We start from the raw sequence: 17,069 nt of genomic DNA on the forward strand, positions 1-17,069 counted from the left end.
ATGTCCTCTTCCGCCCTTTTGAGCGCTTGGCTGCTTAAGCCGTTGCCTGCCCGTTGTTTTTAGCTAGGTCGCGCCGACCATTTCCGCCACTCTATGTCGGATATTTCACGCTCCGCATCACAATTCTGGACCAAAGGCAGCGCCGGGTAAAAATCGCAATTTCGTGGCTGCATTGGCATCCGCGATTTTCATTTTGTGTCACCATACCCCCGCCGTCGCGCAACGAATTGACGCCCGGTCGTCCGGGACGGCGTCGATGGGTCGCAGGAGAGGCTTTCGATGCGGACGATTCTGGCTGGCCTGACTCTCGTGGGTCTGGCGTTGTGCAGTGCGGTTGCGAGCGCGGCCGTCGCTGCCGAGCCGTCACCGGAGCTGATCGCCTACGGCAAGGCGCTGGTGGAGGCCGGCGACTGCGCTGGCTGCCACACCGCCGATCCCGCCAAACCGTTCGCGGGTGGAAAGCGCATCGCCACTCCCTTCGGCGCGATCTATGCCCCGAACCTGACGCCGGACCGCGACACCGGGATCGGCGCCTGGACCGACGCCGATTTCACCCGCGCCGTGCGCACCGGCGTCGCGCCCGACGGCTCCAACTATTACCCGGCGTTCCCGTACCCCTATTTCACGCGGATGACGAAGGACGACACGCTGGCGATCCGGGCCTATCTCGGAACGCTCGCGGCCGTCACGAGCCGCAACAAGCCGCCGGAACTGCGCTGGCCGTTTGGCTATCGCGGCCTGATGCGGATCTGGAACATGGTCTATTTCAAACCCGGCCTGTTCGAGCCGGACCAGAGCCAGAGCGCGGCGTGGAATCGGGGCGGCTATCTCGTCACCGGGCTCGGTCATTGCGGCGCCTGCCACACGCCGAAGAACTATTTTGGCGCGGACAAGCAGGCGCAGTCACTCGCGGGCAACGAGGTCGGCGGCTGGTACGCGCCACGGCTCGATGGCGCCGCCCGCACCGGGCTGAAATCGTGGAGCGTCGAGGACGTCACGGAATATCTGCAGAGTGGGCGCAACGCCAGGAGCCATGCCAGCGGGCTGATGGCGGAGGTGGTCGTCAACTCGACCTCGAAGATGAGCGACGCCGACGTGCGCGCGATCGCGGTTTACCTGAAGAACCTGCCGCCGGCACGGCGTGAGACGATCGTGACGCCGCCTGACGATGCCGAGATGAAGGCCGGCAAGGCCATCTACGCCAAGCTCTGCATCGCCTGCCATGAGGCCGACGGATCCGGCGCACCGCGGATCTATCCGCCGCTGCCTGCCAACGCGCTGCTGCAATCGGTCAATCCATCCTCGACCTTGCGCATCATCCTTGACGGCGCCCACACCGTGATGACGCCGCGCGCGCCCAACACCGGGGAGATGCCGGCCTATTCCAACCAGCTGTCCGATGCAGAGATCGCGGCAGTGACGAACTACATACGCAATTCCTGGGGCAACGCCGCGCCACTGGTGACGCCGGCGCAGGTGGCGAGGGCGCGGAAGCAGGAGCCGTAACTCAAGGCTCCCGCTCCTCCTCTTCCGTGAACACGAATTTCGGCATCTCCCATTTGTAGCGCACTGCCAGCAGGCGGAAGCTGATGCCGATGGCGAACGTCAAAATGGTCCAGAGCTCGGCGTTCAGCTTGAGACCGAACGCGGTGGCATAGAACAGCCCCGTCACCACCGAAACGCTGGCATAGAGCTCGGAGCGAAACAGCAGCGGCACGTCGTTGCAGAGCACGTCCCGCAACACGCCGCCGGCGCAACCGGTCACCATGCCGGAGACGATGACGATCGGCAGCGTGGCATCCATCTGCCAGGCGATGTCGCAGCCGGTCATGGTGAAGACGACGAGGCCGATGGCATCGAGCACGATGAAGGCCAGTTTCAGCCGGTGCACCAGCCGCGCCATCAGAATGGTGAGGAAGGCGGCGCCGCCGGCCAATGCGAGGTAGATGGGATTTTGCACCCAGGCCAGCGGATAATGACCGAGAAAAAGATCGCGCAAGGTGCCGCCGCCGAGCGCCGTGATGCAGCCGAGGAAGCAGACGCCGAGCCAGTCCATGCTGCGGCGGCCGGCAGCGAGCGCGGCGGTCATGCCTTGCGCTGCGACCGCAACCAGCGACAACAGATGCAGCACGCTATCGCTCGGCGGCAAGCTCCACATCGTTTTGTCCCCTTCCGTCAGCGGAGCTTACGCTTTGGGTTCCCCGGCGAACAGGTTCCCGATTCCGGCGGCGGGCGCAACATGCGACGAAAGCATTAAGGAGGGCGGAACAGAATCTCGCATCCACGGGTTGTCCCGCCGCAATAATCGAGGAGAACCAATCGATGGCTGACGACCGTTTTACGAACGATCCGTACCGCCCGAATCTCGCCGATGATGAGTATCGCAATGCGGCGCGACGGGATGCCCAGCTTCAGGTCGACCCTGAGCTTGGCGAAGGCCCCGCCTCCAGCGGTAAGGTAGCCCTGTTCGCAGTGGCAATTGCCTTGGTGCTGGGTGCCGTGTTCTACGGCCTGAACAACACGAACACCGGCAACCAGGCGAGCACCACGCCGGCAACGCAGACCGCCCAGCAGGCGCCGGCTACCAATCCGGCCGCACCTCCCGGCATGCGTGACGTGACGCCGCGCACCAACACCGGACCGGGCGTGACCACGGGCGCCGCGCCGAGCAAGCCGGCCCCGGATACGCCGGCCCCCACTGAGGGCGCGAAGTAACGATTTGCAACAATATGCGACAGCGGCGGGATTCTCATCCCGCCGCTTTCGTTTGTCTCTAGCTGAACATCCTGTTGAGCTCGCCGCCGGGATAGCCGCCCGCGAGTTCCGCGAAGGTGCCCTTCTCCGCCATTTCTTTCGCGGCCCGCATAAAGCCGCCCCAGGCGGCGCGAGCGAGCGAACCGCCGACGCTGATCCGGCGCACGCCAAGATCGGCAGCTTCCTGCAATGACAGCCCGGAGCCGCCGATCAGCAGGTTGAATGGTTTGGGTGCGACAGCCTTCACCACCGCGGCGATGTCCTCGCGGCTCTTCAAGCCCGGAGCGTAAAGGCAATCGGCGCCGGCATCGGCGTAAGCGGTGAGCCGGTCGATGACGAGCTTGAGGTCGGTCACGCCCCACAGATACGCCTCGCAGCGGCCGACCAAGAGCACGCCGCTGTCGCCGATCGCCTTGCGTGACGCCTTGATGCGCTCGACTGCGAGCGCGCGCTCGTAGATCGGCTTGTCCTTGTCGCCGGTGGAATCCTCGATCGACAGGCCGGCAACGCCGGTGCGCACACAGCGCTCGACATTGTCGACGACCTTGTCCGGCTCGACCGCAAAGCCGCCCTCGAAATCCGCGTTTACGGGGATATCGACGGACGTGCTCAATGCCGCCAGATGCTGACAGACGTCCTCGACGGAGACGTGGTTGTCGGCCTTGCCGATGGTCCAGGCAAAGCCCGCACTCGACGACGCGAGTGCCTTGAAACCGAGATGCTGCAACGCTTTCGCGCTGCCGACGTCGACCGGATTGGGCAGGATGAAGCAGCCGCTCTCGTGCATCTTCCTGAAGGTCGCGCGCTTGTCAGCAGTTGTCACATGCATGTTTCTCTCCCTTGTTGGCCGCGCAGACATGGGGACGTGCCGCCGCGCGCGCTAGTGCGCGTCGTGCACCGCGCGGCTGTCCTTCGGCGCCTGCTCGCGATCATTCATGCTGTAGTCACGGACGACGCTGGCGATACGCAAATGATAGTCGGCGAAGATCTTCGCGCGGCCGTTCGCCTGGGTGCGGCGGTGCTCCATCGTGTTGCGCCAGGCTTGCACGGCCGCCTCGTCCCGCCAGAACGACACCGACAAAATCTTGCCCTTGTCGGTCAGGCTCTCGAAACGCTCGACCGAGATGAAGCCGTCGATGGTTTGCAGGATCGGCTTGAGGTCGGCCGCGAGGTCGAAATAATCCTGGCGGTGTTCCGGCTTCGGCCAGACCTCAAAGATCACGGCGATCATGGGCGTCTCTCCTGTCGTTGATGGCCTACAATACCACTTACAAAACCACTTGGCGCAGAAACGTGCGCTCTTCCGCGAGGATGAATTTGTGCTCCTCGGCGAAGTGGAAGTTCGCCATGCCTTCCGTATCCTGACGCAACCGAGCGCGATAGGCCTCGTACGCAGCCAGACTCTCGAAGGTGATCAGCGCGAACGCGATATTGTTGGTGCCCTCGTGCGGCATGAAATAGCCGATCAGGTCGCCGCCGCATTTCGGGATGATCGTGAGCCAGCGCTTTGAATATTCCTCGAACTGCGCGCGCTTGAAGGGATCGAGCTGATAGCGGATGAAGACGGTGATGGACATGATGGGCTCCTCTGGTTCCACACCGTCATTGCGAGCGCAGCGAAGCAATCCAGGAATCCCTCTGCGGAGGCAGCCTGGATTGCTTCGTCGCCAGTGCAAAATTGCTTCGCAATTTTGTCACGGGCTCCTCGCAATGACGAGCAACACCACGCTACGCGCTTGCCCCACCGCAATGCTTCGGCTACCATCGAAGCATGAAATCAGGTCCAGACATCGCCATGATCGCCTCGCTCGTCGGCGATCCCGCACGCGCCAACATGCTCACGGCGCTGATGAACGGCCGCGCGCTCACCGCGAGCGAGCTGGCGCAGGAGGCCGGCATCACGCCGCAGACCGCGAGCTCGCATCTATCCAAGCTCGAGGCCGGTGGCCTGATCGAGCCGGAGAAGCAGGGCCGCCATCGCTACTACCGCCTCACCGACGACGATGTCGCCGGTGTGCTGGAGGGCCTTGCGGGCCTCGCCGCGCGGACCGGCCATATGCGCGTGCGTACCGGGCCGAAGGATCCGGCGCTGCGGCGTGCGCGGATCTGCTACGACCATCTCGCCGGCGATCTCGGCGTGCAGATGCTCGACACCCTGCGTGCGAAAAACCTGGTCAGGCAGAAGAAGCAGGAGATCGAGCTGACGGCCGAGGGCGAGCGCTTCCTGGCGAAGCATTTGCAGATCTCGCCCGACATGCTCGCCCATCCGCGCCGGCCGGTCTGCAAGGCCTGTCTCGACTGGAGCGAGCGGCGCCATCATCTCGCCGGCACGCTCGGCGCCGCCATGATGCAGCGTTTTGCCGAGCTGAAATGGGCCGCCCGCGACGCCACGCCCGGCAGCCGCGTGGTGAATTTTACGCGCACCGGCGAGAAGCAGTTTGCCGTGTTGTTCGGTGACGGGCGGGACTAAACACAACTCCGTGTGAACTGAGGATCTCGTCATGGCCGGGCTTGACCCGGCCATCCACGTCTTTACTGCGGCTGCCACGTGGATGCCCGGACAAGCCCGGGCATGACGGAGATTGTGTCGAGCACCTCAGTCCCAACCAGAGACCTCAATGATCCGCCTCCTCTCGACCGTGCTTTGCACGGCTCTTCTCGCCGCTCCTCTTACATCCCAAGCCGCCGACACCGCCCCGCGCGAGCCCTACGGCATCGCGCTCGAAGGCTTTGCCTATCCTTACCCCGTGCACCTGCTGCCTGTTGTCAATGACAGCGAGCAGCTCAGCATGGCCTATATGGATGTGCCGCCTGCGCAGCCGAACGGCCGCACCGTCGTGCTGCTGCACGGGCGCAATTTCCCGTCGAGCTACTGGGCGCCCGTCATCAAGATGCTGGGCGAAGCAGGTTATCGCGTCGTGGTGCCGGACCAGATCGGCTTCGGCAAATCCTCCAAACCGGCGGGCGAGCTGCACTTCGACACGCTGGCGCGCAACACCATCGCGCTGCTCGATCACCTCAAGATCGACAAGGCCGAGATCGTCGCCCATTCGCTCGGCGGCATGCTGGGCGTCCGCATCGCCCGCGCCTATCCCGACCGCGTCGCTCATCTTGTTCTGACGGCCCCGATCGGGCTGGAAGACTATCGCCTCTATGTGCCGCCGACGCCGACCGAGAAGATCATCGAGACCGAGGACAAGCTCACGGCCGATGGCTATCGCAAGCAGCTTCAGACCAATTATGCGATCAAGCTGCCGGCGGAGGCGATCACGCCGTTCATTGATGCCCGCTTCAATATCAAGGGCAGCCCGGACTATCCGCGCTGGCTGCGCGCCTTCGTCAGTTCCGGCCAGATGATCTATCGCGAACCGGTGGCGCATGAGATCGCACTGATCACCGAGCCGACGCTGTTCATCATGGGCGCCGACGACCACAACGCACCGGGCCGACTGAGCGCGCCGGAGGCGCTGCGCGCGAAAATGGGGCAGAACGCCGAGCTGGCAAAAGCACTCGCGGCGAAGATGCCGAATGCGCGGGCCGAGGTGATCCCGGACACCGGCCATCTCGTCTTCCTGGAGGCGCCTGAGAAGTACAAGGAGCTGGTCCTGGGCTTTCTCGGCCGCTAACGACATTGCTGTCGTCCGGAGCCGCATGCGGGGAATGTTCATGCCGCATTCAGGTCATGATTGGCAGATTTGGCTCGCGTCGTGTCGGCATGTTGCGATTTTAACGTGTCGAATCGTGTCTTTTGATTCATGGTGCGCCGAAAACGCCAAGCCCTCCTAGAACTTGCCCCCAAAGACGAGAAGGAAGATCAAATGAAATACCTGTTTGCCGCCGTGATGCTTGCCAGCGCGGTCGTTGGTTTCAGCGAGGCGGCCAGCGCCGCCGGCGGTTGCGGCCCCGGCTGGTATCGCGGCGCCTATGGCGGCTGCCGCCCGATGCGCGGTCCGGTCGTTGTCCGCCCGGGTCCGATCGTGGTTGCGCCGGCCCCTGTCGTCGTCGTGCCGCGCGCGCGCGTGTGCCCCTACGGTTTCCGCTGGTACGCCGGCCGCTGCCGCCCGTTCTGATCTCGTTTTTTGCATAGCTAAATGGCCGCGCGGCGAAAGCCTGCGCGGCCTTTTTTTTGGGGCACCTGACGTCGCACCGGGATGTTTCGAATCAAAACGGGGACCGCGATCGCGGTCCCCGTTCGAGCCTGGCTTGCGCGAAGCTTACCAATGGCGGCGGTGCCATCGCCGGCGATGCCAGCCCCAGTGACGGCGGCGCCAACCCCAATGACGGTGGTGGCCGTGCCAGTGCACCTGCTCCGGCTTCAACTGCGCCGCCTCATCGCTGCTGGTGACTGCGGGATGAGCGTCGGGATTGCCTTGCGGCATGCTGGGATCACCGAGCGGCTGCGGCGCCAGCGGCGCAGCCTTCGCGGCGGTCGTGAACGCGGCAGCTCCGGCCGCGACACCGATTGCAAATTTCAGAAAGTTCCGGCGCTCCATAATTTCTTTCCTCTTGGATGGTCGTGCCAGTGATGCAGAGGCGAGTGTCGCGGCGACGACATGAACCGAAGCTGAATCGCGCGTTCAGGTTCGTTGCGACTCTGACAGTGACGGCACGCCGCCCCAGGCGCTACTCGCCAAACTCCCGCGCCAGCACCAGCAACTCGCGCGTGCGCGTCACGTCGGGCCAATCGCGCTTGAAATCAGCCACCAGCTGCGTCAGCGCATCGCCCTTCAGCATGGCGTGCAGCGCAGCCTCGCTCTCGAACTGATACATCGCCTGATGCAGTGACGGATCGTCGAGGCTCCAGAACCGCCAGGCCTTAGCCACACCGAACGCCTTCGCCGCGTCGGGCAGATGTTCCGTCTCGTACCATCTGTCGAAGGCGGCGCGCTTGCCGGCATCGGTGACGACGGCGCGGACGACGAAGAAGGCTGACGGCATCGGATTTCCTCCTGTTGTTTGGGGTGAGACTAGCCGGTTACGTCGGCGACGACAAAAAGAGTTGGCAACGGTGTCGGACCGTGCGCCCCTCGTCCGTCCTATGCGCAAGACAGCACGGAGACGAGCTATGGCCGACCTCACCCTGACCACCTTCGACTGGGTTCCCCCGCCCCCGCGCGGTTTCGTCCGCGACCTCCGGGTGCGCTGGGCACTCGAAGAGGCCGCGTTGCCCTATCGCGTCGCGAGCGCGCCCTTCAACGGGCGCGGCGCCCAACATCTCGCGCACCAGCCGTTCGGCCAGGTGCCGTGGCTGACCGATGGCGACCTCTCGATCTTCGAGAGCGGCGCGATCCTGCTGCATCTCGGCGGCCTCAGCGCAAAGCTGATGCCATCAGATCCGCGCGGCCGCAACGAAGCCACGGAATGGCTGTTCGCCGCACTCAATTCGGTGGAGATGGCAAGCCTGCCCTGGGGGATGTCGAAGTTCATGGGACATCCGACCGATACGGCAGCATGGAAATTCGTGGACGACTTCCTCAAACTCCGCCTCAAGCACATGGAGGCGGTGCTGGCCAACCGCGAATGGCTGGCAGGCACGTTCTCCGTCGCCGACATCCTGATGTCCGACGTGCTGCGCGTCGTCGATCAGTTCGATGGGCTCGCAGACAGTCCCGCCTGCCGCGCCTATGTTGCACGCGCCACGGCCCGCCCGGCCTTCGCCAAGGCCCACGCCGACCAGATGGCACATTTCGCTGCGGCGGATGCGACCCGCTGACGCCGCGCCCGCGTCAGATGTGACGTGCCTCACATAACTGGCCCGGTGTTCGCCATAGGCTCACAGCCATCAAATCATCCCTGCGGAAGGTGACACATGGCCCGCATCGCATATCTCAGAGACCAGCTTGCCCGCGCCGAACGGCTGGCAAAGGCGATCCTCGACCGGCAAACCGCGGAACAGCTTCAGGCGTTCGCAGCCGAATGCCGCGAGGAGTTGTCCGTGCTGACGCGCAGGGCTGCGGCGTAAGGCTGCTCGGTTACACGAGCTTCATCGGCGTGTCGGCGACCACGCGAAGGTCGAAGCTCCCAATCAACGCTGAGCGGCGCGCCTCCGCCGCACCGATGGCCTCGTCAGTCTGCCGCAGTGTACTGACGTTCGAGCCGAGCGAGACGATCCCGCCGAGCACGAGAGCTACTGAGCCGAGGGCGGCGGTCTGCCCCGTCCCGAGCAGACCGAGGATCGTGATCAGCAACAGTGCAGCCCCGCCACCGATGGCAATCTTGGATGCCAAAATATACTTCCGGCATCGCTCGGCAGTCTCGGCCAGCGCCGCAATCCGGTCTTCAATGTCTGAAATCTCGTCGGTCGGATCGTCTTCGGTCATTGGATTCGGATCGAGGATGCCAAATCAGAAACAAGATCAGTAGCCCGCATGAGCGAAGCGACATGCGGGACTGAGATAGAAAACCCGGATGTCGCTACGCTCATCCGGGCTACAAGTCCCCTCACAACGGCAAATTGTCGTGCTTCTTCGCCGGCGTTTCCACCTTCTTGTCCTTCAGCATCGACAACGCCCGCGCGATGCGCTTCCGCGTCGAATGCGGCATGATGACATCGTCGATGTAGCCGCGCTCGGCGGCGATGAAGGGGGACAGGAAGCGGTCTTCGTATTCCTTGGTACGCGCAGCGATCTTGTCGGGGTCGCCGATGTCGGCGCGGAAGATGATCTCGACCGCGCCCTTGGCGCCCATCACCGCGATCTGGGCGGTCGGCCAGGCGTAGTTCATGTCGGCGCCGATCTCCTTGGAGGCCATGACGTCGAAGGCGCCGCCATAGGCCTTGCGGGTGATGATGGTGACCAGCGGCACGGTGCACTGCGAGTACGCAAAAAGCAGCTTGGCGCCGTGCTTGATCAGGCCGCCATATTCCTGCGCGGTGCCGGGCAGGAAGCCCGGCACGTCGACGAAGGTGACGATCGGGATGTTGAAGGCGTCACAAAAACGAACAAAGCGCGCCGCCTTGCGCGAGGCATCGCTGTCGAGCACGCCGGCTAGCACCATCGGCTGGTTGGCGACGAAGCCCACCGTGCGGCCGGCGATGCGGCCGAAGCCGGTGACGATGTTCTTGGCAAAAGCGTCCGCGATCTCGAAGAAGTCGCCCTCGTCCACGACCTTCAGGATCAACTCCTTCATGTCGTAGGGCTTGTTCGGATTGTCGGGGATCAGCGTGTCCAAGGACATGTCGACGCGGCCGATGTCGTCGAAGCTCGGCCATTCCGGCACGCCGTCGGTGTTGTTGGACGGCAGGAAGTCGATCAGGCGCCGCATCTGCAACAGCGTCTCGACGTCGTTCTCGAAGGCGCCGTCGGCGATCGAGGAGCGCGTCGCATGCACCGAGGCGCCGCCGAGCTCTTCAGCCGTGACGACCTCGTTGGTGACGGTCTTCACCACGTCGGGGCCGGTGACGAACATGTAGCTGGTGTTCTTCACCATGAAGATGAAGTCGGTCATCGCGGGCGAATAGACGTCGCCGCCGGCGCAGGGGCCCATGATGACGGAGATCTGCGGGATCACGCCGGAGGCGAGCACGTTGCGGCGGAACACGTAGGAATAGCCGGCGAGCGCTGCGACGCCCTCCTGGATGCGGGCGCCGCCCGCGTCATACAGGCCGATGATGGGCGCCCTCGCCTTCATCGCCATGTCCTGGAGTTTCGTGATTTTCAGCGCGTGCGTTTCCGAGAGCGACCCGCCGAACACGGTGAAGTCCTTGGCAAAGACAAACGTCTTGCGGCCGTTGACGGTGCCCCAGCCGGTGACGACGCCGTCGCCGGGCACCTTGTTCTTCTCCATGCCGAATTCGGTGGAGCGGTGCTCGACGAACATGTCGAATTCCTCGAACGATCCCTTGTCGAGCAAGAGCTCGATGCGCTCACGTGCGGTCAGCTTGCCGCGGGCGTGCTGCGCCTCGATGCGCTTCTCACCGCCGCCGAGCTTTGCGCCGGCGCGACGGTCTTCAAGGGCGTCCAGGATGTGTTTCATTTGCTCCCGCCAGTTCTTAAGTGATGCGGGGTTCTAACACGGCATTTTGCGAGCCGGAAAGCGCCTTTCGACCTCGCAGGGCTGCCTTGCCGCAGCGGGAAAGCGCAAGGAATTCAAAGTTTTGCCTGGGAGACGAGCATGACCGAAGGAACGGCCGAGGCCGGCGCGGCGACGGGCGGCGTCAACATCCTGCTGCGGCTGGAGGGACTGACCCTCTTCGTGGGCATGGTGATGCTCTACTGGGCCTGGGACGGCTCATGGCTCGTGTTCGCCCTGCTGTTCTTCGTCCCGGACCTGAGCTTCCTGGCATATCTGTCGGACGCCAAATTCGGCGCGCTGGTCTACAACGCCGCCCACAGCTACATGGCGCCGGTCGCGCTGCTGACGCTCGGCTTCGGCCTCGCCTCGCCGCTCACCCTGTCCATCGCCTTGATCTGGCTCGCCCATATCGGCATCGACCGGGCGCTGGGCTATGGCCTGAAATATTCGGCCGGGTTCGGCTTCACCCATCTCGGCCGGATCGGCCGGCAGAAGGACCGCTGACGCAGTTGCAAATCTGGCTCGGCCCGGTTGACCGAGCCTGCCGATTCAGGCTTGCTCCAGGCTTGCGATCAGGCGCCGAATGTTGCGTGAGCTCAGTCGGTACGGCGGCGGTCATCATTTCCGGCTGCAAGCATCACCCCATGTCCGCGACGGTCGCTCCACTGCCGCCGAACCCATCGTCCGAAACCATCGACTTCCTGCGGCGCATGGCCAGCATGGTGTCGGGGCGGAACGGCGAGATGCTGCTGCGCGCGGCCGCGCTGATCGAGTCGCTGGCGCAGCGGGCGATGTCGGCGGAACGCCTCTATCACCGGGAGCACGAAGAGAACACGCGCAACAGCGAATTGCGCGAGGCCGGTGAGATGGCGTCCGACGCCATGGTCAAGCAAATCGACGGGCTGCGCAGCCAGCTTGCCGAAGTCACCGCGGCCGCGGCGGCCAAGCGCGCGGCATTCGATGCCGAGCGCGGCAAGCTGCTTGGCCTGATGCAGCACGCCGAGGGCCATATCGGCCAGCTTACAAGCGAGCTGGAGACGCTGCACGCCTCGATCGACAGCTTCAACGAGACCGCCATCTCCGTGCCGATCGAGGTGCTGCGGCTGGCGCGCACCCAGTTCGATGTCCTCTCCGCCGGCTTTGCCCGCAAGGGCGACGTGATCTCGCAGGCGATGAGCGAGATCGGCGGTTTTGCCATCGACCAGGCGCTGACGGTGAAGAAGGCCGATCCCGCCTGAGGCGGACGAGGTCGTCATGCCCGGGCTCGTCCCGGGCATCCACGTCCTTTGCGCTGCTTGACAAGGTCGTGGATGGCCGGGACGAGCCCGGCCATGACGCGGGAGCGATCAGCGCGCACCAAATTGAACGGGTCTTACGGCTCGCCGGGCTTGAACGGCTCCTGCTTGTCCGGCGGCACGGTCTCCTCCGCCATTGCCAGCAGCATCGCGACCATCACGTAATTGCCGGCGACCGCGGTGAGGTCGACGATCTGCTGGTCGTTGAAGACCTTCTTCGCGCGCGCGTAAGTCTCGTCAGCGATCTTCCTGGTCGTGGTGAGCTCGGTGACGAAGTCGTAGACGACGGCCTCGTCCTCGGCCATCTTCGACGGCCGCTTGTTGGCCTTCAGCTCCGCGATGATGTCGGGCGACAAGCCCGCCTTCGCAGCGAGCGGCGCATGGGCGTACCACTCGACCTGCGAGCGCCATTGCCGCCCGATGATCAGGATCGCGAACTCGTTGAGCTTTGTCGGGACCGTGGTTTCCCAGCGCAGATAGTGGAACAGGTCGAACAGGCGCTGGCCGAGCACCGGGCTGCGGATCATCGGATTGTAGGGACCGCCGATGCCGACGCTCGAGACCTTCATGATCTGCTCGCCGAGCGGCTTCTGCTTGGCGTCGAGCTGGTCCATCGTGAGCTGCGGAAAGCGCGGCTCCCTGCTGGTGGCGGGACCGGCAAACATCGTGGCGACGAGCCAGCCACCCGCGGCAGCAAGCGTCAGCGACGACAGCCAGAGTGGCGTTGAGTTCATGTTGTCCTCCCGGTTTTTTCTTGATCCGGAGGATGCTAGTCGAGCGGCGCCGGCGTGGTAGCGCTAGATCGCGCCGATCTCGGCAAGGCAGGCTTGCGTCAGCGGCATGCGCTCGCCGACCAGACGCGGCTCCTTGCAGTCCATATTGAGCGCGAACACGGTGTGCGCTTCGCCCTTCTCTGCCCAGCCCACCATCCAGCCAAGCGACGGCTCGCCTCGCTCGGCGCCAAGCAGCCCGGACTTGGCGCGAATGACGCCGTCGCCGACCTTGGTCACCGGCAGGATGTCAGCGACGAGATCCTGGCTGCGTTTGGAGATCGGCAGCGCGCGGCGGCGCAGCCTGTCGACGAAATCGACCTGCTCGACCGGATCGATGCGCAAGGCGCCGGTAAGCCAGAACTGGTCGATGCCGCCGCCGATGTCGCGATTGCCGTAGTCGAACAGATCGACGTATTTCTGCATGCGCTCCTGTCCGATCCGGCGCGCGATCTCCTGATAGACCGGTACCGCGCTCACGAGAATCGCGCTGCGCAGCGTGTGATCCTTGTTCCAGGCCTCGATCGGACGCTTCACGCCATCCCAGGGAAAAACGTCCTTGTCGGGATCGGCGACGACGCCAGTTTCGAGCGCGATCAGCGAGTTCGGTATCTTGAAGGTCGAAGCCGGCAGCTTCGCCTCGCCCGAACGTTCCTTGTCGCTCGCGACGACCAGATAGTCCTCGACTTTGTAGCCGACGAACGTCCCGGCCGTGCCGAGGTCGGTGAAGCGCTTTGCGAGGCTGTCACGAATCTCGTTTCGCGGCGGCGCGACATGGGCGAGTGCGCGCGACGGCAGGATCGCGGTTGCGGCGAGAAGACCGAGAGTCGAACGGCGGGTGAGCACTGGCGGTGTCCGTTTACGCGATGAAGAAGGCCCCGACCATGCAGCCGCTATCGTGGTGAAACGATGACAGGTTATTTCTTGAGCATGATCTCTTCGGAAAACCGCTGCACACTTTTGCGGATCATGCTCTACCGCCTACCCGACAGCCGCAGCACGAACACCAGCACTTCGGCGACGGCCTTGTAGAGGTCGGGCGGGATCTCCTCGCCAAGCTCGACCTTGGAGAGCGCACCGGCCAGGATCTCGTTTTCCTCGATCGGGATGTCGTTGGCCTTGGCGATCTCGACGATCTTTTCGCCGATCGTGCCCTTGCCCTTGGCGACGACGACAGGCGCGTTGCTGCCCTTCTCGTAATGCAGCGCAATCGCTAGCTTCGACGGGTCGCTCATGTGGCGCGATCCAGGAAGTGGCCGGCACGGGTCGGTGCGGGCTGTGGCGGGGTGCCATCGCGAACCAGGATGTCGCCGGGCTTGAGCTCGGCCCTGGTCAGGGCCTGGTTGAGCTCACCGATTCCGGCGCGAAGCTGCTGTGCGGTCGCCGGCCGCTCCGCCCACATCCGCACGAAGGTCGTGTCGCCGTTCAGGGTAATCAAAGCGTGCACGGGGCCGGCCGGCTCGACATTGAGTGTGAAGCGCGCGCGCCAGGCGCGCCCGGCGGGATCGGCGGATTCATTGCCGCCATCGCGCGAGATCTCGAACTGCGCCATTGCGGTGCCCTGAGGCGTTGCGAACGGAATCTCGAAATTCCACTGCGGCACGGTCGGATCGATTCTGTGACCGCTGGCATCGGTGCGATCGGGGAGCGAAGCGACCTGGAGCAAGGTCTGGCGCGCGATCGCGGCATCGGTGTCGTCGAGCAGGCGATGCACGGTCGCGGCGAGCGGCGTATCGGGCGCGAGTGACGGCGAGGCGATGGATTGCGGCGACGGTAATGCGCCGCGAACCGGCGGTGGCGTCGCGCGCGCGGCGGCTTCGAAAATATGTCCGTCGGGCACGGCTTTGTTCGAGCCCGGCAAATTGCCCATCATGCGCGGCAGGTTTTGCGTGATCTCTTGCAGGAGGCTCGCGGCAAGGCCCGCAGATATGGTTCGCGGCATCGCAGCCTGCGGCGCACCGCCAGCTATGTCCGCCAGCACAGCGGCCGCGAGATTGGCGCTGCGCGGCATTTGCGGTGATTGGGCGATCTCGGGTTCGGTTGCGGGCAAGGCGGCCTGTGCAGCCTGCGTCTGCGCGGTAGCGACCTGCGGTGTTGCCCCGGTACCAGCTGGAAGGGTGGCACCTTGCGTCTGTGGCGCCGTCTCGAGCGTTGCCAGCGTCTGCCGCAGCACCAGAAGCGCGGCTTTCAAATCCGGCATCGTGGCGGAGGACGGCGTCGCGCCTGCGGCGAGCGAGGCCTCTAGGAGCAGCCCGGATCTCTGGAAAGCGGATTCGACGTCGCCGCCATCGAGCCTGGTGTTGAGCGGCGTCTGCTGCGCCAGCACGCCCAGCATCGCCTGCTTCAGCCCCGCCGGAAGATCGCTGCCGGTGACCACCGCGGCCAGATTGGCGAACAGCGGCGCCTGGCTGCCCTGCTTTGTGACCGCCTCGGCCGAAGCTGCGGTAACGGCGACCTGCTCCGATGGCGTCAGCACGTTGCGCGCCGCGCCCACTAACGGCGCAAGCGGCGGGCTGTCCACCAGCGAGGCCGCAGCAGGCGTCAGCGTGACCTGATCGGCGGTCGCCTCGCCTGCCCCGCCCATGACGGCGAGCCGAATGGTGCCGCCGTTCTGCGACACCGCAAGCTGGAGATTTTGTCCGGGTGTCAGCGCCACCTCGGACATCACATCCATCGAGAGGTTGGCGATCGCGATCCGCACCAGATTATCGGCGAGCACGCTGACGACTCTTGCGTCGACCACGCTGCCGGGCTGCAGCACAAGATCGGGCGTCGCCGCGTCAGCAACAGGGCTGGCGGCACTGACGGGAACGATCGAACTTATCGGCGTCGGCATGGCGAGGGGCCCGGGAAGCGCAGGTCCTACCCTAAGGCAGCCCTCGTAAACCTCTCGTTAAGGACCTTCGGCCGCGGGCGGCTTTACGGCGGTCAAAACCGCCACGGCAGCCTCGAAATCCCGCAGACGGGCAGCGCGGCGGCCGGCCGCTTCCTCGTCCACGCCCCATTTCTCGGCATTCCAGTCCTCGTCGACATAAGCCGCCGCCCAGACCTGGTCGGCGTCGCGCACCCCGTGGGCTAGCGCCAGCGCCAGCAGAGCCGAGCCCGTGAGCGTGGTGATCACGTGGAGGGCGGCGACCGACCAGGCATCCCCCGGCAGCGCCGCACGCGCCGCCCGAACAGCCTCCTCCGGCTGCGTCACATGCATGACGCCTTCGGACAGGATGAAGTGCGCCCCCAGGGTCTCCGCGGCCCAGAACAGCACGGGATCCCAATGCGCGGCCTCCCGGGCGACAAGTCCCTCGGGATGGCCGGCGCGGTAGAACAGCAGATCGGACCGGAGGTATTTTGCGAGGTCTTCCGTGACGAGATCGACGCGGTCGACGACACCCTCGACCACGCTGTTGGCGATCCGCGTCAGCGGCATGGTCATTGGATTGATCGTCTCTTTCTGATCCGCCCATTCCGTGGCGACTGCATCGGCTAGCGCGCGCGAAGGGATCACCACCTGGCGGCCAGAGGGCGTGCGGATCGCCTTGCCATCGAGTGTGATGGCGAAGCCGCCTTCGGCCTCGGCCACCCCTACCTCCTTGTAGAAGCGCTTGCGCAACGGCACGCGCGAGGCCTGGCGGACCGCCTCTTGCGGATCGAGCGGGGATCGCCCCGCAACTTCATCGAACAATTCGCGCATCTGGTTTTCGGCCCTGATCACTCAATGCTAGGCTTGTAAGGTAAGAGCGGCGACCGATAAAGCGAGCGGCAGGTATGAGGGAACTTGCGGGCATTGTGGCTCTGCTAGCCGGGTTTTGGCCGGCCGCGGCGCAGGCCGGCTTTCGGACTCCGGAATCGGTGGTCCGCAACGTCTACGCTCATTACGGCCAAGGCGCGCCGGAGCTCTCAAAAGGCCTGCCGCGGGATGCCGCCACCGCCCGGCAATTCTTTGACCCCTCCTTGCGCAAGGTGTGGTCCGCGCCGCAAGTCGCGCCCTACGATTTTCTGGTGCAGAGCCCGAGCTGGAAGCTCGGCCCCGTCGCCATCGCCGTCATTCGCAGGCAATACGACAAGACCTACGTCGCGGCGAATTTTGACAACCGCGGCCGGCCGGTGACCTTAAATTTCATCCTGGTCAGCGGGCCCGAGGGCTGGTTGATCACGGATGTCGAGAGCCCGCACGACAGCCTGCGGATGTTTCTGGAGCAGTTTCGGAATTGAGCGGGCTTCATTATTCGGGGCGCAGCGA

23 protein-coding genes are annotated in these 17,069 nt (G+C 64.7%); 10 read left to right on the top strand and 13 right to left on the bottom strand.

Annotated features, from left to right (window positions below):
- Positions 1-279: 279 nt before the first annotated feature.
- Complete coding sequence (locus ABIB66_RS15865) at positions 280-1,506, top strand: c-type cytochrome (RefSeq protein ID WP_354209296.1); 1,227 nt, start codon at positions 280-282, stop codon at positions 1,504-1,506.
- A gap of 1 nt (position 1,507) precedes the next feature.
- Here the strand turns inward: ABIB66_RS15865 and ABIB66_RS15870 are convergent, their stop codons facing one another.
- A complete protein-coding gene (locus ABIB66_RS15870; RefSeq protein WP_354209295.1) occupies positions 1,508-2,158 on the bottom strand; it encodes a trimeric intracellular cation channel family protein in 651 nt (216 codons plus the stop codon).
- A 164-nt stretch (positions 2,159-2,322) separates the two neighbouring features.
- Here ABIB66_RS15870 and ABIB66_RS15875 point away from each other — a divergent pair, with 164 nt between their 5' ends.
- Entirely contained in the window at positions 2,323-2,715 is a 393-nt protein-coding gene (locus ABIB66_RS15875; protein ID WP_354058739.1) for a hypothetical protein, read from the top strand.
- A gap of 58 nt (positions 2,716-2,773) precedes the next feature.
- On the opposite strand, the gene ABIB66_RS15880 is transcribed toward ABIB66_RS15875, so the two are convergent.
- The 3 genes from ABIB66_RS15880 to ABIB66_RS15890 are packed head-to-tail and all read right to left on the bottom strand — an operon-like array spanning position 2,774 to position 4,331.
- On the bottom strand, positions 2,774-3,583 hold the full coding sequence (locus ABIB66_RS15880) for an isocitrate lyase/PEP mutase family protein (protein WP_354209294.1): 810 nt from the start codon (positions 3,581-3,583) through the stop codon (positions 2,774-2,776).
- A 51-nt stretch (positions 3,584-3,634) separates the two neighbouring features.
- Entirely contained in the window at positions 3,635-3,985 is a 351-nt protein-coding gene (locus tag ABIB66_RS15885) for an antibiotic biosynthesis monooxygenase family protein (RefSeq protein WP_354209293.1), read from the bottom strand.
- Positions 3,986-4,022: 37 nt separating this feature from the next.
- Positions 4,023-4,331 (bottom strand): NIPSNAP family protein, encoded by a 309-nt coding sequence (locus ABIB66_RS15890; RefSeq protein ID WP_063995954.1) that lies wholly within the window; start codon positions 4,329-4,331, stop codon positions 4,023-4,025.
- 194 nt (positions 4,332-4,525) lie between these two features.
- On the opposite strand from ABIB66_RS15890, the gene ABIB66_RS15895 reads away from it, so the two are divergent.
- From ABIB66_RS15895 to ABIB66_RS15905, 3 genes are all read left to right on the top strand, one after another.
- A complete protein-coding gene (locus ABIB66_RS15895; RefSeq protein ID WP_354058737.1) occupies positions 4,526-5,224 on the top strand; it encodes a metalloregulator ArsR/SmtB family transcription factor in 699 nt (232 codons plus the stop codon).
- Positions 5,225-5,372: 148 nt separating this feature from the next.
- The gene (locus ABIB66_RS15900; protein ID WP_354209292.1) at positions 5,373-6,380 is read left to right on the top strand and encodes an alpha/beta fold hydrolase; all 1,008 of its coding nucleotides are present in this window, start codon (positions 5,373-5,375) and stop codon (positions 6,378-6,380) included.
- Between the two features lie 192 nt (positions 6,381-6,572).
- Positions 6,573-6,824, top strand: a complete 252-nt coding sequence (locus ABIB66_RS15905) for a GCG_CRPN prefix-to-repeats domain-containing protein (protein WP_007603074.1) — start codon at positions 6,573-6,575, stop codon at positions 6,822-6,824.
- Between the two features lie 144 nt (positions 6,825-6,968).
- On the opposite strand, the gene ABIB66_RS15910 is transcribed toward ABIB66_RS15905, so the two are convergent.
- Positions 6,969-7,247 (bottom strand): twin-arginine translocation signal domain-containing protein, encoded by a 279-nt coding sequence (locus ABIB66_RS15910; RefSeq protein ID WP_354209291.1) that lies wholly within the window; start codon positions 7,245-7,247, stop codon positions 6,969-6,971.
- Positions 7,248-7,377: 130 nt separating this feature from the next.
- A complete protein-coding gene (locus ABIB66_RS15915; protein ID WP_354209289.1) occupies positions 7,378-7,692 on the bottom strand; it encodes a hypothetical protein in 315 nt (104 codons plus the stop codon).
- Between the two features lie 127 nt (positions 7,693-7,819).
- Between ABIB66_RS15915 and ABIB66_RS15920 the strand changes: the two genes are divergently transcribed.
- On the top strand, positions 7,820-8,467 hold the full coding sequence (locus ABIB66_RS15920) for a glutathione S-transferase family protein (RefSeq protein ID WP_354209288.1): 648 nt from the start codon (positions 7,820-7,822) through the stop codon (positions 8,465-8,467).
- Positions 8,468-8,563: 96 nt separating this feature from the next.
- Positions 8,564-8,716 carry a hypothetical protein gene (locus ABIB66_RS15925; protein WP_354209287.1) on the top strand — a complete coding sequence of 51 codons (153 nt, stop codon included), beginning with the start codon at positions 8,564-8,566 and terminating at the stop codon, positions 8,714-8,716.
- A 10-nt stretch (positions 8,717-8,726) separates the two neighbouring features.
- On the opposite strand, the gene ABIB66_RS15930 is transcribed toward ABIB66_RS15925, so the two are convergent.
- Both ABIB66_RS15930 and ABIB66_RS15935 read right to left on the bottom strand, forming a co-directional pair.
- On the bottom strand, positions 8,727-9,074 hold the full coding sequence (locus ABIB66_RS15930; RefSeq protein ID WP_354209286.1) for a hypothetical protein: 348 nt from the start codon (positions 9,072-9,074) through the stop codon (positions 8,727-8,729).
- 121 nt (positions 9,075-9,195) lie between these two features.
- The gene (locus tag ABIB66_RS15935; RefSeq protein WP_211399411.1) at positions 9,196-10,728 is read right to left on the bottom strand and encodes an acyl-CoA carboxylase subunit beta; all 1,533 of its coding nucleotides are present in this window, start codon (positions 10,726-10,728) and stop codon (positions 9,196-9,198) included.
- A gap of 138 nt (positions 10,729-10,866) precedes the next feature.
- Between ABIB66_RS15935 and ABIB66_RS15940 the strand changes: the two genes are divergently transcribed.
- Both ABIB66_RS15940 and ABIB66_RS15945 read left to right on the top strand, forming a co-directional pair.
- Entirely contained in the window at positions 10,867-11,271 is a 405-nt protein-coding gene (locus tag ABIB66_RS15940; protein ID WP_354209285.1) for a DUF4260 domain-containing protein, read from the top strand.
- Positions 11,272-11,411: 140 nt separating this feature from the next.
- On the top strand, positions 11,412-12,005 hold the full coding sequence (locus tag ABIB66_RS15945; RefSeq protein WP_354209283.1) for a hypothetical protein: 594 nt from the start codon (positions 11,412-11,414) through the stop codon (positions 12,003-12,005).
- A 134-nt stretch (positions 12,006-12,139) separates the two neighbouring features.
- Here the strand turns inward: ABIB66_RS15945 and ABIB66_RS15950 are convergent, their stop codons facing one another.
- The 5 genes from ABIB66_RS15950 to ABIB66_RS15970 form a co-directional block, all read right to left on the bottom strand.
- Complete coding sequence (locus ABIB66_RS15950; RefSeq protein WP_354209281.1) at positions 12,140-12,796, bottom strand: carboxymuconolactone decarboxylase family protein; 657 nt, start codon at positions 12,794-12,796, stop codon at positions 12,140-12,142.
- 63 nt (positions 12,797-12,859) lie between these two features.
- Positions 12,860-13,678: a penicillin-binding transpeptidase domain-containing protein gene (locus ABIB66_RS15955; RefSeq protein ID WP_354209279.1), complete on the bottom strand. Its 819-nt coding sequence runs from the start codon at positions 13,676-13,678 to the stop codon at positions 12,860-12,862.
- 128 nt (positions 13,679-13,806) lie between these two features.
- Positions 13,807-14,067, bottom strand: a complete 261-nt coding sequence (locus ABIB66_RS15960; protein ID WP_007603059.1) for an EscU/YscU/HrcU family type III secretion system export apparatus switch protein — start codon at positions 14,065-14,067, stop codon at positions 13,807-13,809.
- Positions 14,064-15,668 carry a flagellar hook-length control protein FliK gene (gene fliK, locus ABIB66_RS15965; RefSeq protein ID WP_354209277.1) on the bottom strand — a complete coding sequence of 535 codons (1,605 nt, stop codon included), beginning with the start codon at positions 15,666-15,668 and terminating at the stop codon, positions 14,064-14,066. Before fliK ends, ABIB66_RS15960 begins: the two co-directional genes overlap by 4 nt.
- 57 nt (positions 15,669-15,725) lie before the next feature.
- On the bottom strand, positions 15,726-16,520 hold the full coding sequence (locus ABIB66_RS15970; RefSeq protein WP_354209275.1) for an ATP12 family chaperone protein: 795 nt from the start codon (positions 16,518-16,520) through the stop codon (positions 15,726-15,728).
- Between the two features lie 74 nt (positions 16,521-16,594).
- Between ABIB66_RS15970 and ABIB66_RS15975 the strand changes: the two genes are divergently transcribed.
- Positions 16,595-17,041, top strand: a complete 447-nt coding sequence (locus tag ABIB66_RS15975; protein ID WP_275168087.1) for a hypothetical protein — start codon at positions 16,595-16,597, stop codon at positions 17,039-17,041.
- Positions 17,042-17,069 lie beyond the last annotated feature (28 nt).

It is taken from the genome of Bradyrhizobium sp. F1.13.3, from assembly GCF_040548265.1.
In the GTDB taxonomy this organism is placed as follows: domain Bacteria; phylum Pseudomonadota; class Alphaproteobacteria; order Rhizobiales; family Xanthobacteraceae; genus Bradyrhizobium.

Excerpts from the sequence above, each read along its gene's own strand:
- ABIB66_RS15865 (WP_354209296.1), top strand. The coding sequence starts at position 280 with ATGCGGACGATTCTGGCTGGCCTGACTCTCGTGGGTCTGGCGTTGTGC.
- ABIB66_RS15870 (WP_354209295.1), bottom strand. The coding sequence starts at position 2,158 with ATGTGGAGCTTGCCGCCGAGCGATAGCGTGCTGCATCTGTTGTCGCTG.
- ABIB66_RS15875 (WP_354058739.1), top strand. The coding sequence starts at position 2,323 with ATGGCTGACGACCGTTTTACGAACGATCCGTACCGCCCGAATCTCGCC.
- ABIB66_RS15880 (WP_354209294.1), bottom strand. The coding sequence starts at position 3,583 with ATGCATGTGACAACTGCTGACAAGCGCGCGACCTTCAGGAAGATGCAC.
- ABIB66_RS15885 (WP_354209293.1), bottom strand. The coding sequence starts at position 3,985 with ATGATCGCCGTGATCTTTGAGGTCTGGCCGAAGCCGGAACACCGCCAG.
- ABIB66_RS15890 (WP_063995954.1), bottom strand. The coding sequence starts at position 4,331 with ATGTCCATCACCGTCTTCATCCGCTATCAGCTCGATCCCTTCAAGCGC.
- ABIB66_RS15895 (WP_354058737.1), top strand. The coding sequence starts at position 4,526 with ATGAAATCAGGTCCAGACATCGCCATGATCGCCTCGCTCGTCGGCGAT.
- ABIB66_RS15900 (WP_354209292.1), top strand. The coding sequence starts at position 5,373 with ATGATCCGCCTCCTCTCGACCGTGCTTTGCACGGCTCTTCTCGCCGCT.
- ABIB66_RS15905 (WP_007603074.1), top strand. The coding sequence starts at position 6,573 with ATGAAATACCTGTTTGCCGCCGTGATGCTTGCCAGCGCGGTCGTTGGT.
- ABIB66_RS15910 (WP_354209291.1), bottom strand. The coding sequence starts at position 7,247 with ATGGAGCGCCGGAACTTTCTGAAATTTGCAATCGGTGTCGCGGCCGGA.
- ABIB66_RS15915 (WP_354209289.1), bottom strand. The coding sequence starts at position 7,692 with ATGCCGTCAGCCTTCTTCGTCGTCCGCGCCGTCGTCACCGATGCCGGC.
- ABIB66_RS15920 (WP_354209288.1), top strand. The coding sequence starts at position 7,820 with ATGGCCGACCTCACCCTGACCACCTTCGACTGGGTTCCCCCGCCCCCG.
- ABIB66_RS15925 (WP_354209287.1), top strand. The coding sequence starts at position 8,564 with ATGGCCCGCATCGCATATCTCAGAGACCAGCTTGCCCGCGCCGAACGG.
- ABIB66_RS15930 (WP_354209286.1), bottom strand. The coding sequence starts at position 9,074 with ATGACCGAAGACGATCCGACCGACGAGATTTCAGACATTGAAGACCGG.
- ABIB66_RS15935 (WP_211399411.1), bottom strand. The coding sequence starts at position 10,728 with ATGAAACACATCCTGGACGCCCTTGAAGACCGTCGCGCCGGCGCAAAG.
- ABIB66_RS15940 (WP_354209285.1), top strand. The coding sequence starts at position 10,867 with ATGACCGAAGGAACGGCCGAGGCCGGCGCGGCGACGGGCGGCGTCAAC.
- ABIB66_RS15945 (WP_354209283.1), top strand. The coding sequence starts at position 11,412 with ATGTCCGCGACGGTCGCTCCACTGCCGCCGAACCCATCGTCCGAAACC.
- ABIB66_RS15950 (WP_354209281.1), bottom strand. The coding sequence starts at position 12,796 with ATGAACTCAACGCCACTCTGGCTGTCGTCGCTGACGCTTGCTGCCGCG.
- ABIB66_RS15960 (WP_007603059.1), bottom strand. The coding sequence starts at position 14,067 with ATGAGCGACCCGTCGAAGCTAGCGATTGCGCTGCATTACGAGAAGGGC.
- fliK (WP_354209277.1), bottom strand. The coding sequence starts at position 15,668 with ATGCCGACGCCGATAAGTTCGATCGTTCCCGTCAGTGCCGCCAGCCCT.
- ABIB66_RS15970 (WP_354209275.1), bottom strand. The coding sequence starts at position 16,520 with ATGCGCGAATTGTTCGATGAAGTTGCGGGGCGATCCCCGCTCGATCCG.
- ABIB66_RS15975 (WP_275168087.1), top strand. The coding sequence starts at position 16,595 with ATGAGGGAACTTGCGGGCATTGTGGCTCTGCTAGCCGGGTTTTGGCCG.